Below are 14,743 nucleotides of genomic sequence, written 5' to 3' on the forward strand. Positions count from 1 at the left end.
GCATAGAAAAAATGCCTAGGGCCCGAGGGCTTTAGGTGCCTGTTCGGGCCTGAAAAGGAAAGCGCGATGGACGATCATGGTGAATCGGCGGCGCTGAGCGCCGGGCTTTCCGGCGCGCTGATGGATTTCGGCCATCGGCTGATGGCCCGGGTCTACTATGCCGACACCGATTTCTCCGGCGTCGTCTATCATGCGCGCTATCTCGAATTCCTCGAACGCGGGCGCTCCGACTATCTGCGGCTGACCGGCGTCCATCACACCGAACTCCTGGACGGCAAGCATGGCGAGCGCATCGTCTGGGTGGTCCGGCGCATGGAGATCGACTTCCGTTCGCCGGCGCGCATGGACGATATCCTGACCATCGACACGCGCACCGACGACATTTCCGGCGCCCGCATCTTCATGGGCCAGCAATTGAAGCGCGGCGGCGATGTGCTGGTCGAGGCCAGGGTCGAAGCGGCGATCGTCGGCGAAAGCGGCCGGCCAAAGCGTTTCCCGAAGGAGTGGGTCGCCGCCTTTATGCCAAGGGCCAAGGCCTGACCCTTCGGTTGCCGGCACAATCTCGAAGCCGATAACCAGACGGCTCCTGTGGCCGGACGGCTGCAGCCATGCGCGGCAATGCGCCGCGCCTTACGTCCTAACCCATCCTTAACCATAACGGTTCATGAAGGAATTGGCGAAGATTGGCGCAATTCGTGCGCCTTCCTTTCACCAATATTTGCCTCGAAAAGGCCGCGAAACGGTGCATTCGGGGCGTAGCCCGCAAGCTTCACGCTTCGCGCGATCGGACCAAAGGGATGCCATGGGCCAGCCGCCAGCGATGCCCGGATAATCTTAAGGACTTAAGTCATGGAAAACATCGCACTCGCCGATCCGGCAGCGCATTTATCGATCTGGGCGCTGTTCATGCAGGCCGGCTGGGTGGTCAAGCTGGTCATGATCGGCCTGCTCTGCGCCTCGATCTGGACCTGGGCCATCATCATCGACAAGCTCGTCGCCTATGGCCGGATGAAGTTGGCATTGAACCGCTTCGAGCAGATCTTCTGGTCCGGGCAATCGCTTGAAGAACTCTATCGGACGCTGGCCGACCGCAAGACCACCGGCATGGGCGCGATCTTCGTCGCCGCCATGCGCGAATGGAAGAAGAGTTTCGAAAAGGGCGCGAAATCGGCGCTGGCGCTGCAGACCCGCATCGACAAGGCGATGGACCTGGCGCTGACGCGTGAAATGGAGAAGCTGGAGGGTCGCCTCGGCTTCCTCGCCACCACCGGCTCGGCCGCACCCTTCATCGGGCTGTTCGGCACCGTCATCGGCATCATGACGTCGTTCCAGGCGATCGCCGCCTCGAAGAACACCAGCCTCTCGGTGGTGGCGCCGGGTATCGCCGAGGCTCTGCTGGCGACCGCGATCGGCCTGCTCGCGGCCATTCCCGCGGTCATCGCCTACAACAAGCTGTCATCGGACGCGAACAAACTCGGCGTGCGCATGGAAGGGTTCGCGGACGAGTTCTCCGCCATACTCTCGCGCCAAATCGATGAAAAAGTAGCGCAGAAGACCTGAGGAACGATCATGGGGATGTCTGCAGGCGCAGGTGGCGTGGGGCGAGGCGGGCGCGGCCATAGGCGGCGTGGCCGTCACCATGCCCTGATATCCGAAATCAACGTCACGCCGATGGTCGACGTGATGCTGGTGCTGTTGATCATCTTCATGGTCGCGGCGCCGCTGCTCACCGTCGGGGTTCCGATCGACCTGCCGGACACGCAGGCCAAGGCGATGAATGTCGACACCCAGCCGATCACCGTTTCGATCGACGCCGCGGGCAAGATTTTCCTGCAGGAGACCGAGATTCCGATCGAGGAACTGGTGGCCAAGCTGCAGGCGATTTCCAAGACCGGCTATGACGAGCGCATCTTCATCCGCGGCGACAAGTCGACCGACTATGGCACGGCGATGAAGGTCATGGCTCGCATTTCGGCGGCCGGCTACAAGAATATCGGCCTGGTCTCGCTGCAGGAACAGGATCAGTAGACGCCAAATGCGGACCGGCCTCACCTCTTCGGTGATACTGCATGCGGTGGTGCTGGCCTTCGGGCTGTTCACGCTGTCGTCGCCGCCGGCCATGCCTGCCAGCGACGTGGAGTCGGTGGCGGTCGACATCGTGCCGATGGAAGCCGTGGCACAGACGCTGCAGGGCGACAAGAAGGCGGTCATGCATGACAAGCCGGCGCCGCTGCCGACCAAGCGTCCCGATGTCGTGCCCGACGCCCAGAAGGTCGGCGAGAACACCGTCGATACCGACAAGCCGGTGACGGACGAAGCCAAGCCCAAGCCGGTCGAGAAGACAGCGGCGCCGCCGCCCGCGCCGACGCCGACCGAGAAGCCCGCGGTCGAGGACGTGCAGAAGCCGCAGGAGAAGCCGAAGCCGACGCCGGCGACCGAGGTAGCCCCGACGCCGACGCCGAAGGAAGAAGTCAAGCCCGAGCCGGTCAAGCAGACGGAACCGAAGCCGACGCCGGCCAAGGAACCGACGCCCGCGCCGCAGCCGGACAAGACCGCGGCCATCCAAAAGGAAGAGGTCAAGCCCGACGCCGTCGCAGAGGCGATCTCGCAGGATCAGCCGACGGAAGAGGCAAAGCTTCCGGATTCCGCGCCGGCGCCGGAAGCGCGGCCGAAGCCCCAGCCGGCCCAGGCCGAGAGCGCCAAGGCGCCGGATCGCAAGGATGCGGAAAAGCCGGTCAAGGAGGCTTCCTCGAAGCCGAAGTCAGACGAGAAGCAGTTCAACGCCGACGAGATAACGGCCCTGCTCGATAAGCAGAAGCCGTCCGGCGGCGGCGCCAAGCGCTCGACCCAGCAGGCCTCGCTCGGCGGCGAAAAGGACCAGGGCCAGAAGCTCTCCAAGTCGGAGCAGGGGGCGTTGGAGGATCAACTCGGTGGTTGCTGGACCCTTCCGGTGGGCCTCGAAGGTTCCGAGAACTTCACCGTGGTCATCCGTTTCAACCTGAATGCCTCCGGCAAGCTGGAGGGCCGCCCGACCGTTGAGAAGTCAAGCGGCAACCCTCAGTTCGACGCCAGCGCGGTTCGCGCCGTGCAGAAATGCGACGTCGCCGGACTGCAGGTTCCCGCCGGGAAGCAAGACATATGGTCCGACGTTCGCGTCAACTTCGACCCGAGAGCGATGCTCGGTCTTTAGCCTGAGCGTCCGAGAAATCAGCAAGAGAAGCGAGAAGACATGCAATCCATCCTCAAGCCGCTCCTGATGGTCGCCGCGATGGCGATGGGCATAAATGCTGCCGTCACCTTGCCTGCCCGAGCAACCCTCGAGCTCAACGTCAACAAAGGCAATGTCGAGCCGATGCCGATCGCCATCCCTGACTTTCAGGGAGGGCTTGGACCGCAGATATCGGAGATCGTCGCAGCCGACCTGAAGCGGTCAGGGCTGTTCGCGCCGATCGACAAGGCCGCCTTTGTCGAAAAGATCACGAATCCGGATGCCCAGCCTCGTTTCGACGACTGGAAGGTCATCAATGCGCAGGCGCTGGTGACCGGCAGCGTGAGCAAGGAGGCGGATGGCCGCATTCGCGCCCAGTACCGGCTGTGGGATATTTTCGGCAATCAGCAGTTGGCCGGCGAGCAGTTTTTCGCCAACGACGCCAACCAACGCCGTGTCGCGCACATCATCGCCGATGCGATCTATGAGAAGATCACCGGCGAAAAGGGTTATTTCGACACCCGCGTCGTCTTCGTCGACGAGTCCGGCGCCAAGAACGCCCGCAAGAAGCGGCTCGCCATCATGGACCAGGACGGCGCCAATGTGCGCTACCTGTCGGACGGCCGCGCGATCGTTCTGACGCCGCGCTTCTCGCCGAACCGGCAGGAAATCACCTACATGTCCTATGAAAGCGGGCAGCCGAAGGTCTATCTGCTGCAGATCGAGACCGGACAGCGCGAGCTGGTGGGCAACTTCCCCGGCATGACGTTCGCGCCGCGCTTTTCGCCCGACGGCCAGAAGGTGATCATGAGCCTGCTGCGCGACGACGGCAATTCCAACATCTTCGCCATGGATCTGAGGAGCCGTTCGACGACGCGGCTCACCGATTCGACCGCGATCGACACTTCTCCTTCCTATTCGCCGGACGGCTCGCAGATCGTCTTCACCTCCGACCGCGGCGGCGGCAGCGGCCGTTCGCAGATTTACGTCATGGGCGCGGACGGCTCCAATCCGCACCGCATCTCCTTCGGCGACGGCGTCTATTCGACGCCCGTCTGGTCGCCGCGCGGCGACCTCATCGCCTTCACCAAGCAGAGCGGCGGCGAATTCCAGATCGGCGTCATGAAGACCGACGGCTCGGGCGAGCGCATCCTGTCCTCCGGCTTCCAGCAGGAGGGTCCGACCTGGGCGCCGAATGGTCGCGTGCTGATGTTCTTCCGCGACACCGCCGGCGGTCCCAAGCTGGTCTCGGTCGATCTCACCGGCCGCAACGAACAGCAGATTCCGACCGCGAACTATGCGTCGGACCCGGCGTGGTCGCCGCTTTTGGAGTGAGGGGGAAGAAAGAGGAATTGAAGAACTGAAGAAATTGAAGAATTGAAGAATGGAGAAAGAGGGTAGCTACATCAAGCGCGCGAAGGATCTGGAGGTCTATAGGCGTGCTTATGCAGTTTCCCTCGACGTCCATAAAGCCACACTCGTTTTCCCGAAAATCGAGCAATACGCGCTGGCTGATCAGATGCGTCGATCCAGCAAGGCGATATGCGCCAATCTGGCTGAGGGCTTCGCCAAACAGACCCATTCCAGGCCCGAATTCGCGCGGTTCATCTCGATGGCTCTGGGATCGTGCAGCGAAATGGAAACGTGGATTTCTTACGCGTTCGACCTTGACTACATCACACAAGCGCAGCGCAGCGAATGGCTGCAATCATATGCTCACATCCATGGAATGCTGGTGAATCTGAGGGAAAGATTGAAGTGACCCTTTTCGCCAATTCTTCAATTCCTCAATTCTTCAATTCCCCTTTTTTCACAACCCGGTCGCGTTTTAGCCGCATTTCCGCCTAGGGTCCGCGCGCAATGTCGCCCCTTGGAAAGCGTGGGGCCAAGCGGTCGCGGACGGCGGCTCGAAACCAAACATTAACCGTGTTTCTTGAATGCCGGTTAACCCAAACGTGGTTACTGGGTGATCAACGAAATCACTCGAATGCGAAGGAGAGGCGGCATGGGCCGTATCGCAGCACTTACCCGAAACCCGGCCATGATCGCGCTGGTGGCGGCTCTCGCCATTACCGGTTGCGCCTCGAAGAAGACCCCGAACAGCGCGGCCGATCTCGGCCTCAACGGTGCCGGTGCCGCTACGCCGGGTTCGGCGCAGGACTTCACCGTCAACATCGGCGACCGCATCTTCTTCGATACCGATTCCTCGTCGATCCGCGCCGATGCGCAGACCACGCTGGCCCGCCAGGCGCAGTGGCTCAACCAGTACCGCCAGTACGCGATCGTCATCGAAGGCCATGCCGACGAGCGCGGCACGCGTGAGTACAATCTGGCGCTGGGCGCCCGCCGCGCCGCCGCCACGCGCGACTTCCTGGTCTCCAAGGGCGTCTCCGCCGGCCGCTTGAAGACGATCTCCTACGGCAAGGAGCGTCCGGTCGCGGTCTGCGACGACATCTCCTGCTGGTCGCAGAACCGCCGCGCCGTCACCACGCTTTCCGGCGCCGGCTCCTGATCGATTTTCGCCAAGGGCGCCAGGCGTCCCAGGCGACAAAAATACAACATCCCAAAATGAAAGGCGGCCTCAGGGCCGCCTTTTTCATTTGCAACGGATTGAAACAAAATTTGGCCGAAGTCTCGCGTCCTGCTATGAGCGCGAGGGCGCTTTCTCCCACTGTTTGATTTGGAAAGGCGCATCAGGCCAACACCCACCGCGAGAGACAGAATGCATTTCAGAACGGTCCTGAGCGGCACGCTTGCGCTGCTGCTCGTATCAAGCCTCCCAAGCCTTGCCGCCTCGGCCGACAGTGCCGGGCGGGCCTCCGACAGCGGGTTCACCTTCCGTCTGCCGACGCTTGGCATCTTCGGCGACAAGAAGAAGCCGGAACAGGCGCAGATCGCGCAGCAGGATGGCGGCGCTGGCATGACTGGTCTGGAGGACCAGCTTCGCCAGATGAACGGCAAGATCGAGGAGCTCAATTTCCAGATCCTGCAGATGCAGGAACAGATGCGCAAGCAGCAGGAAGACAATGAGTTCCGTTTCCAGCAGCTCGAAGGCGGTTCGCAAGGAGGCGCCAAGCCGGCCGGGCAGAAGAAATCGGAAGCCGCGCCCCAGGACGGGGACAGCAACGACGGCAACACCAATCTCGGCGATACCGGCACCGGTCAATCCGGCACCGGCGACGCCGGAACCGACAACAGCGTCGCCCAGGCTCCGGCGACGCAGGCGCCGGCCGACACCGGCGCGCAAAACGGCGGCAAAAGCGTTGGCGACGTCATCGTGGAATCGCAGACCGGCGATCCCGGCAAGCTGATCACCGGCGCGCCGCCGAAGAATTTCGGCACCATCACCGTCGACAAGAACGGCAATGTGGTCAATGCCGAGACCGGTTCGCAGGCCGGCGCGCCGGCGGAAGCCCCGGCGGCCACCGCAAGCGCTCCTTCCGCCGAGACGCCGGCCAAGAAGAACAAGGCCGGCGACACGCAAGTTGCCGCGCTGCCGTCGACCAACGATCCCGACGAGCTCTACCGCAACTCCTACCAGTTCATCCTGTCGGGCGATTACCCGACCGCCGAGCAGGGTTTTCGCGATCATATCTCGCGCTTCCCCAAGGACGCCAAGGCGGCGGATGCGCATTACTGGCTGGGCGAGTCGCTGCTCGGCCAGCAGAAATACCGTGACGCGGCCGAGATATTCCTCGCCGCCAGCAAGGAATACCCGAAGGCCAAGAAGGCGCCCGACATGCTGCTCAAGCTCGGCGTTTCGCTGGTCGGCCTGAAGCAGAACGACGTGGCCTGCGCCACCTTCAGCGAGATCGGCAAGCGCTATCCCGATGTTTCCGGCGCGCTCAAGGAACGCATCAAGCAGGAAAAGGCGCTGGCGGCGTGCTGACGCCCGATACCAAAACTCACCTTTCAGACCACCTTTTCTCCGACCTAGACTTTTCGACCGGCGCCGTTGCGGCCGTGTCCGGCGGCAGCGACTCGACCGCCCTGCTTATTCTCCTCAAGGATTACTTCGATCGGACCGCATCGGGCGCCAGGCTGCTCGCGGTGACCGTCGATCATGGCCTAAGGCCAGGCTCGGCCGTCGAGGCGCGGCAGGTTGCCCGTTTCTGCGCCGAGCGCGGCATCGCGCATCGCATTCTTCCCTGGCGCGGCGACAAGCCGGCGACCGGTCTGCCGGCCGCCGCGCGCGAGGCGCGCTACAGGCTGCTTGCCGAAGCGGCCGGCGCCGAAGGCATCAAGCTGATCCTGACCGGCCATACCGCCGACGACCAGGCCGAGACGGTGCTGATGCGGCAGGCCCGCGACGAGGAAGGCCGGGGCCTGGCCGGCATGGCGCCCGCCACGCTGCACGACTGGCGGACATGGATCGTCCGGCCGCTGCTAGGCACCAGGCGCGGGGTGTTGCGCGAGATGCTGCGGGCTCGCGACATCGGCTGGATCGAGGACCCTACCAATGTCGATATCCGATTCGAGCGGCCGCGCGTGCGGGCAAAGCTCGGGCAGGGTGATGGCGAACGGCGGATCGCGGAAGCGTTGGCACGGTCGCAGCAGGCGGCTCTCGAGCGCCACGACATCGGCCGCCGCGCCGCCGTGCTCATCGACGCGTTTGCCGACAGGCCGGTTCCGGGCCTCATCCGCCTCGACCGCGAGTTTACCGAGCATGAGGATAGCCAAGCCGCCCTCTATGCGCTGCGCATCCTGTTGGCCGCTGTCGGCGGCATGTCGTTCCTCGCCGACAAGGCGCGCTGCGCCGCGCTGCTTTTCCGCCTGCGGTCGGCTCCGCTTTGCGCCACATTGTCGCGGACGGTGGTCGACGCGCGCCGAACCGGCATTTTCCTGCGCCGCGAGAACCGCAACCTGCCCGCTGCTCTGCCGCCGTCGGATAACCAGCTTTGGGACAACCGGCGACGCATCACTTTGAAAGACGGGCCGGGCGGCTTGGTGATCGCGCCGCTGGGGTCCGCCGCTGTCAGGAAAGCGCCTTTGAGCGAGGATATTCCACCAAGCCTTTCGCGCGCCGCGCTTGCCGCGGAGCCCGCGCTGTGGTCCGGAGACGAACGCCTTGATTTCACTGGCGGCGATGCCGGCCCGCGGGCGATCTCGATGGTCCCAGTGGTAGCCCCTTTCGCCCGCTTCCTGCCGTCCTTCGATCTCGCGCCCGCCGCCGCCGTCGCGGCCCTTGTCGGCGCGCTGCCGCCGGCGGCGCCGCCATTCCACGGCCATGATGGCGGCCGAGGGTGGGCGAAAGCTTAACCGATACGTGCTGTTCTGCTTGGCAAGGGGAGGCGCTCTCCCTATGTTAGGCCCAAGCTTCTCCATCATCGCGGGTCCGTACGCGGAACCCCAACGGGACAATAGATGAATCCGAATTATCGCAACCTCGCGCTCTGGGCGATCATAGCGGTCCTGCTCATCGCCCTGTTCAATCTTTTCCAGACGCCCCAGACGCGCGGTGCCACGACGGATATCGCCTATTCGCAGTTCCTGCAGGATGTCGCGTCCGGCCGGGTCAAGAGCGTGACCATCGCCGGCGCCCGCATCTTCGGCAACTACACGGACAACGCCAATGGCTTCCAGACCTACTCGCCCGGCGACCCGTCGCTGGTCTCCAGGCTGCAGGACAAGAACGTCACCATCACCGCCAAGCCCGAAACCGACGGCTCCAACTCGCTGTTCGGCTATCTGATCTCATGGCTGCCGATGATCCTGATCCTCGGCGTATGGATATTCTTCATGCGCCAGATGCAATCAGGCTCCGGCCGCGCCATGGGCTTCGGCAAGTCGAAGGCCAAGCTTTTGACCGAGGCGCATGGCCGCGTCACCTTCCAGGACGTCGCCGGCGTCGACGAGGCCAAGGAGGATCTCGAAGAGATCGTCGAATTCCTGCGCGATCCGCAGAAATTCCAGCGCCTCGGCGGCAAGATCCCGCGCGGCGTGCTCTTGGTCGGCCCGCCCGGCACCGGCAAGACGCTGCTCGCCCGCTCCGTCGCCGGCGAAGCCAACGTGCCGTTCTTCACCATTTCCGGCTCGGACTTCGTCGAGATGTTCGTCGGCGTCGGCGCATCGCGTGTGCGCGACATGTTCGACCAGGCCAAGAAGAACGCGCCCTGCATCATCTTCATCGACGAAATCGATGCCGTCGGCCGCCATCGCGGCGCTGGCCTCGGCGGCGGCAATGACGAGCGCGAGCAGACGCTGAACCAGCTGCTGGTCGAGATGGACGGTTTCGAATCCAACGAAAGCATCATCCTTATCGCCGCCACCAATCGGCCCGACGTGCTCGACCCGGCGCTGCTGAGGCCCGGCCGTTTCGACCGCCAGGTCGTGGTGCCGAACCCCGACATCGTCGGACGCGAGAAGATCCTCAAGGTGCATGTCCGCAACGTGCCGCTGGCGCCCAATGTCGACCTCAAGGTGGTTGCGCGCGGCACGCCGGGCTTTTCCGGCGCCGATCTGATGAACCTCGTCAACGAATCCGCGCTGATGGCGGCGCGCCGCAACAAGCGGCTCGTCACCATGGCCGAGTTCGAGGACGCCAAGGACAAGATCATGATGGGCGCCGAGCGCCGCTCGTCGGCCATGACGCAGGCCGAGAAGGAGCTCACCGCCTATCACGAGGCCGGCCACGCGATCCTGGCGCTCAACGTGCCGTCCGCCGATCCGCTGCACAAGGCGACGATCATCCCGCGTGGCCGCGCGCTCGGCATGGTCATGCAGCTGCCGGAAGGCGACCGCTATTCTATGAGCTACAAATACATGGTCTCGCGGCTCGCCATCATGATGGGCGGCCGCGTCGCCGAGGAGTTCAAGTTCGGCAAGGAGAACATCACCTCCGGCGCCTCCTCCGACATCGAGCAGGCGACCAAGCTGGCACGCGCCATGGTCACGCGCTGGGGCTTCTCCGACAAGCTCGGCCACGTCGCCTATGGCGACAACCAGGAAGAGGTCTTCCTCGGCCATTCGGTGGCGCGCACGCAGAACATCTCGGAAGAGACCGCCCAGATCATCGACGCCGAGGTGCGCCGGCTGATCGACGACGCCTATTCGACCGCGAAGACCATCCTGACCAAGAAGAAGAAGGAATGGATCGCGCTCGCCGAAGGGCTGCTCGAATACGAGACGCTGTCGGGCGACGAGATCAAGCAGCTGATCGCCGGCAACAAGCCCGCCCGCGACCTCGGCGACGACACTCCGCCCAGCCGCGGCTCGGCCGTGCCGAAGGCCGGCACCGGCGGCCGCCGCAAGAAGGGCCCCGAGCCCGAAGGCGGCATGGAACCGCAGCCGCAGGGCTGAGGTTCGGTAGACGATACAAACAAACGCTGCGGATCAAACCGCGGCGTTTTCGTTTTGGGAGCGCCAAAGGTTTAGCTGGCGCGGCTGGTGATTGGCGAAACCCGGCGCGACAGCCAATCTCCCCCCTTGTGGGGGAGATGCCCGGCAGGGCAGAGAGGGGCGCTGTCCCGCCGGCCTCTTTTCATCATCCTCGGGTCTGACCGGCTTGCCGTGACCGTAGCCGAAGGGCGCTTCCAACCTCTCCCTTTGTGGAGGAGATGTCCGGCAGAGAGGGTGAAGGATCGCTACTTTGCGGTCGTCATTCTAGGGCGGAGCAAGGAGCGGAGCGACGCGCGCAGACCCTGGAATCCATGCCGTAATGCTAAGGCGTTGCAACGGTTGAGAATTTTGCTTCGACGCGTAGCCGACGGCGAGCCTCCTTGTAGCGTGGGTATGACCTTTGTGAGCCACCCAACAAAAAGGCCCGCGCATTTTGCGATGCGCGGGCCTTTCTCTGGAAGAGACTAAGCGATCAGCTCTTCAGCTTGGCATTGCACAGGCTGTAGAAGCCGCCGCCCTTCTGGATCCACTTCAGGCCGTTCAGCGTGTTGGCATCCTTGTTGGCGTAGTACTGCTCGAGGCAGGTATGCATGCGGCCCTTGGCCGGGGTCTCGGTGGCGAATTTCGGCGAAATCGCCTTCGGGAAGCTGACGCCCTTCGGCGCGGCGACGGACGGCTTCGCCGGCTCGCTGGTGTAGGTGGCTTCCGTCGGAGCCGGCACGGTGTCGTCATCGTCGGCGCCCGCGCCACACTCGGCCTTGCGGAAGTCGTTCCACTTCATGCCCTTGAGCGTGTTCGCCGTTTTCGCAGCTTGGTACTTGGTGCTGCATTCGGCCATGCTCAGGCCCTTGCCGCCGTCGGCAGCCGCGGTCGAGGTCTTGGCCGTCTTGGCGGGCGCGGTTGCCGCCGCGGCGGTTGCGCCGGCGCCGCACTCGGCCTTGCGGAAGTCGTTCCACTTCATGCCGTTCAGCGTGCCGGCGGATTTCGCAGCCTGGTATTTGGCGCTGCATTCCTTGGAGCTCAGGCCCTTGGCGGCGTCGTCGGTAGCGGCGGCGGCCGCCTTCGTCTTCTTGGCGGGCTTGGTGTCGGCGGCCTTCGTATCGGTCGCCGCCTTGGCGTCTGTCGCCGCCTTGGTGTCGGTGGCGGCGGAAGCGTCGCTGCCGCACTGCGCCTTGCGGTACTGGTTCCAGGTCTGGCCAGCGAGCGTTCCCGCATCCTTGGCCGCGTTATACTTGGTGCTGCACTCGGCCATGGTCAGCGCGTTGGCCGGCGCCGCCAGGAACAAGGTTGCGACGGTGATACCCGTCAAAGCTGCAAGTCTATGAATAAGCATGGCGTTTTCTCCCTTGCTGCCGCCAATAAGTGTCCCTATGCCAAAATCAATAACTCTCAATGTCCGGTTGCGCCAGATGCTTCCGGCATGGGCACCGTCACAAAGTGTGTTGCTCCCGATAAGGTGATGAATTGCTTGCCGGTTCGCCGCCAGTCAAGCTTTGCCGGTGGATAGGGCGCCGAAGAGCCTCGCACGGGCAGGTGTAGCGCCGCCAAGTCAAAGGTGGTGATAGGCTGCCGAATCACTTGCGCCGCCCGCGACAATGTTTTTCTAAGGATTGGTAATATATAATCACGAAATTTGATGATCGGATGCGGCCCCAATTGTGGCAATACGGGCGGCTGAAGAACCGACGGGGACTGTAAGGCACATGGCAGGTCAGTATTTCGGCACCGACGGTATCCGCGGACGCGCCAACAAATTTCCGATGACGGCCGAGGTCGCCATGCGCGTCGGCATGGCCGCCGGGCTCTCCTTCCAGCGCGGCAATCATCGTCATCGCGTCGTGCTCGGCAAGGACACGCGGCTTTCCGGCTACATGATCGAGAACGCGATGGTGGCGGGCCTGTGCGCCGCCGGCATGGACGTGTTCCTGCTCGGTCCCATACCGACGCCCGCGGTCGCGATGCTGGTGCGCTCATTGCGCGCCGACATCGGCGTGATGATCTCGGCCTCGCACAATCCTTACTACGACAACGGCATCAAGCTCTTCGGTCCCGACGGATACAAGCTCTCCGACGAGATCGAGGAGCGCATCGAAGGCATGCTCGACAAGGACATCGAGCTGGCGCTCGCCGATTCCGACGGGCTCGGCCGGGCCAAGCGCGTCGACGGCGTGCATGATCGCTATATCGAATTCGCCAAGCGCACGCTGCCGCGCTCGATGTCGCTTTCGGGCCTGCGGATCGTCGTCGACTGCGCGAACGGCGCAGCCTACAAGGTGGCGCCCGAGGCGCTGTGGGAACTCGGCGCCGAGGTGGTGGCGATCAATGTCGAGCCGAACGGCTTCAACATCAACAAGGAATGCGGCTCGACCCATCCGGCCGGCCTGCAGAAGAAGGTGCACGAGGTGCGCGCCGACATCGGCATCGCGCTCGACGGCGACGCCGACCGCGTCGTCATCGTCGACGAGAACGGCGCGATCGTCGACGGCGACCAGATCATGGCGCTGATCGCCGAATCCTGGCACCAGAGCGGAAGGTTGGCCGGCGGCGGCGTCGTCTCCACCGTGATGTCCAATCTCGGCCTGGAGCGCTTCCTCGGCGACATGAAGCTGCAGCTGCACCGGACCAAGGTCGGCGACCGCTACGTGGTCGAGCATATGCGCGCGCACGGCTTGAATGTCGGCGGCGAGCAGTCCGGCCATATCGTGCTTTCCGATTTCTCGACCACCGGCGACGGCCTCGTCTCGGCGCTGCAGGTGCTGGCCTGCATCAAGCGGCAGAACCGCCCGGTCAGCGAGCTGTCGAAGAAGTTCGAGCCGGTGCCGCAGCTGCTGAAGAATGTCCGCATCTCGGGCGGCAAGCCGCTGGAGGAAGCGCCGGTCAAGGCGGCGATCGAGGAAGGGCGCAACCGGCTCGGCACGTCCGGCCGCCTCGTCATCCGGCCCTCGGGCACCGAGCCGCTCATCCGCGTCATGGCCGAGGGCGACGATCCGCAGCTGGTCGAAGCGGTCGTTAACGACATTGTCGGCATCCTGCAGGAAACCCGCAGCGCCGCCTGAAGCCGGCCGCCGGGTTTCACAAGGTCTTCAAGCCCGCCGTCAGGCGGGCTTTTTCGTCGCCGAGCGGGTCATTCGGACAACGGGGTTCCCTCTAAAATTGTATAGATTCGTGGTTAATCGGTACGGTTAAACGGCTTTTAACCTTTGCAATTCATTATCCACACCCGAGGTCAATCATCTTCGGGCGATGTCGTCCCGAGGCTTCTTAGGGGTGACAGAATGTTCAAAACAGCAAGAATGGCATTGCTTGCCGCGCTGTTCGCGGGCTTGGCCGGACCGCTCTTCGCGGCCGACCTCCCCGAACCGCAAATCGAAGAGGCGCCGCCGCCGGTCGTCGAACAGCAGCCGATCGATGTCGGCGGCTGGTACATCCGCGGCGACATCGACTATCACAAGTCGACCGTGCGCGGCATCGACTACATGACCTACGCTGTCGATCCTTGTAACTGCTCGGTCACGCCCGGCAGCAAGAGCTTCGATTTCGGCAAGCTCAAGGGCGGCTTCTCGCTCGGCGGCGGCGTCGGCTACAAGATCAACGATTATTTTCGCACGGACGTGACCGCGGACTACTGGTTCAAGTCGGACTTCAATGGCCAGACCTCGGACCTCGTCTCGACCTCGACCGAAGTGTCGAGCATGAGCGCCCTGCTGCTCTTGGCCAATGCCTATGTCGATATCGGCACCTGGCACGGCGTCACGCCCTATGTCGGCGCCGGCATCGGCGGCGCGCACGTCAAGTGGGACACGGTCCATGATCCGAATACCACGGAGACCAATCCCGGCTCTTCCAACTGGCGCTTCGCCTATGCTCTCATGGCCGGCGCGTCCTACTGCCTGACCGACAGGGTGATCCTCGACGCGGGCTACCGCTTCACCCATATCCAGGGCGGCCGCATGTTCGACTGGGATGCGAGCAGCGCCGGACCGGGCTTCGATCGCGGCATCAACACCCACGAGGTGCGCGGCGGCCTGCGCTACCAGTTCGGCGGCAACAATGGCTGCGCCGCTCCGGTGGCCTACCAGCCGGAACCGGAACCGATCTACACCAAGTAATCGTCTTCATTATCCCGAAATTCGTCAGCCGCCCGGCGCCAGCCGGGCGGCTTTCGCCTTTTATGACCGCTAAAATCCGATCGAAATC

13 protein-coding genes are annotated in these 14,743 nt (G+C 63.7%); 12 read left to right on the forward strand and 1 reads right to left on the reverse strand.

The genetic code is table 11. The features are described from left to right. Positions 1 to 66 precede the first annotated feature (66 nt). From ybgC to ftsH, 10 genes are all read left to right on the forward strand, one after another. Complete coding sequence (gene ybgC, locus FJ417_RS07275) at positions 67 to 540, forward strand: tol-pal system-associated acyl-CoA thioesterase (protein WP_140782982.1); 474 nt, start codon at positions 67 to 69, stop codon at positions 538 to 540. Between the two features lie 309 nt (positions 541 to 849). Further along, positions 850 to 1,560, forward strand: a complete 711-nt coding sequence (gene tolQ / locus FJ417_RS07280; RefSeq protein WP_140645855.1) for a protein TolQ — start codon at positions 850 to 852, stop codon at positions 1,558 to 1,560. Positions 1,561 to 1,569: 9 nt separating this feature from the next. Next, positions 1,570 to 2,028 carry a protein TolR gene (tolR, locus tag FJ417_RS07285; protein ID WP_140782983.1) on the forward strand — a complete coding sequence of 153 codons (459 nt, stop codon included), beginning with the start codon at positions 1,570 to 1,572 and terminating at the stop codon, positions 2,026 to 2,028. A 7-nt stretch (positions 2,029 to 2,035) separates the two neighbouring features. After that, positions 2,036 to 3,190, forward strand: coding sequence for an energy transducer TonB (locus FJ417_RS07290; protein WP_140782984.1), 1,155 nt, complete (start codon positions 2,036 to 2,038; stop codon positions 3,188 to 3,190). Between the two features lie 66 nt (positions 3,191 to 3,256). Then, positions 3,257 to 4,543: a Tol-Pal system beta propeller repeat protein TolB gene (gene tolB, locus FJ417_RS07295; RefSeq protein WP_226892221.1), complete on the forward strand. Its 1,287-nt coding sequence runs from the start codon at positions 3,257 to 3,259 to the stop codon at positions 4,541 to 4,543. Positions 4,544 to 4,592: 49 nt separating this feature from the next. Next, a complete protein-coding gene (locus FJ417_RS07300; protein WP_140704563.1) occupies positions 4,593 to 4,970 on the forward strand; it encodes a four helix bundle protein in 378 nt (125 codons plus the stop codon). 243 nt (positions 4,971 to 5,213) lie between these two features. After that, on the forward strand, positions 5,214 to 5,720 hold the full coding sequence (gene pal / locus FJ417_RS07305; RefSeq protein WP_126080754.1) for a peptidoglycan-associated lipoprotein Pal: 507 nt from the start codon (positions 5,214 to 5,216) through the stop codon (positions 5,718 to 5,720). A gap of 210 nt (positions 5,721 to 5,930) precedes the next feature. Then, positions 5,931 to 7,097, forward strand: a complete 1,167-nt coding sequence (ybgF, locus tag FJ417_RS07310) for a tol-pal system protein YbgF (RefSeq protein WP_140782985.1) — start codon at positions 5,931 to 5,933, stop codon at positions 7,095 to 7,097. After that, positions 7,091 to 8,467, forward strand: a complete 1,377-nt coding sequence (gene tilS, locus FJ417_RS07315) for a tRNA lysidine(34) synthetase TilS (protein ID WP_246687411.1) — start codon at positions 7,091 to 7,093, stop codon at positions 8,465 to 8,467. The genes ybgF and tilS overlap by 7 nt, the downstream gene beginning before the upstream one ends. 105 nt (positions 8,468 to 8,572) lie before the next feature. Beyond that, positions 8,573 to 10,507 carry an ATP-dependent zinc metalloprotease FtsH gene (gene ftsH / locus FJ417_RS07320; RefSeq protein WP_140645850.1) on the forward strand — a complete coding sequence of 645 codons (1,935 nt, stop codon included), beginning with the start codon at positions 8,573 to 8,575 and terminating at the stop codon, positions 10,505 to 10,507. 511 nt (positions 10,508 to 11,018) lie between these two features. Here ftsH and FJ417_RS07325 read toward each other — a convergent pair. Beyond that, positions 11,019 to 11,879 carry a hypothetical protein gene (locus tag FJ417_RS07325; RefSeq protein ID WP_140782986.1) on the reverse strand — a complete coding sequence of 287 codons (861 nt, stop codon included), beginning with the start codon at positions 11,877 to 11,879 and terminating at the stop codon, positions 11,019 to 11,021. A gap of 370 nt (positions 11,880 to 12,249) precedes the next feature. Between FJ417_RS07325 and glmM the strand changes: the two genes are divergently transcribed. Both glmM and FJ417_RS07335 read left to right on the forward strand, forming a co-directional pair. Continuing rightward, complete coding sequence (glmM, locus tag FJ417_RS07330) at positions 12,250 to 13,602, forward strand: phosphoglucosamine mutase (protein ID WP_140654936.1); 1,353 nt, start codon at positions 12,250 to 12,252, stop codon at positions 13,600 to 13,602. A 219-nt stretch (positions 13,603 to 13,821) separates the two neighbouring features. Next, the gene (locus FJ417_RS07335) at positions 13,822 to 14,655 is read left to right on the forward strand and encodes an outer membrane protein (RefSeq protein WP_140782987.1); all 834 of its coding nucleotides are present in this window, start codon (positions 13,822 to 13,824) and stop codon (positions 14,653 to 14,655) included. The last annotated feature ends 88 nt before the right edge of the window (positions 14,656 to 14,743 follow it).

The organism is Mesorhizobium sp. B3-1-7, from assembly GCF_006439385.1.
Classification (GTDB): domain Bacteria; phylum Pseudomonadota; class Alphaproteobacteria; order Rhizobiales; family Rhizobiaceae; genus Mesorhizobium.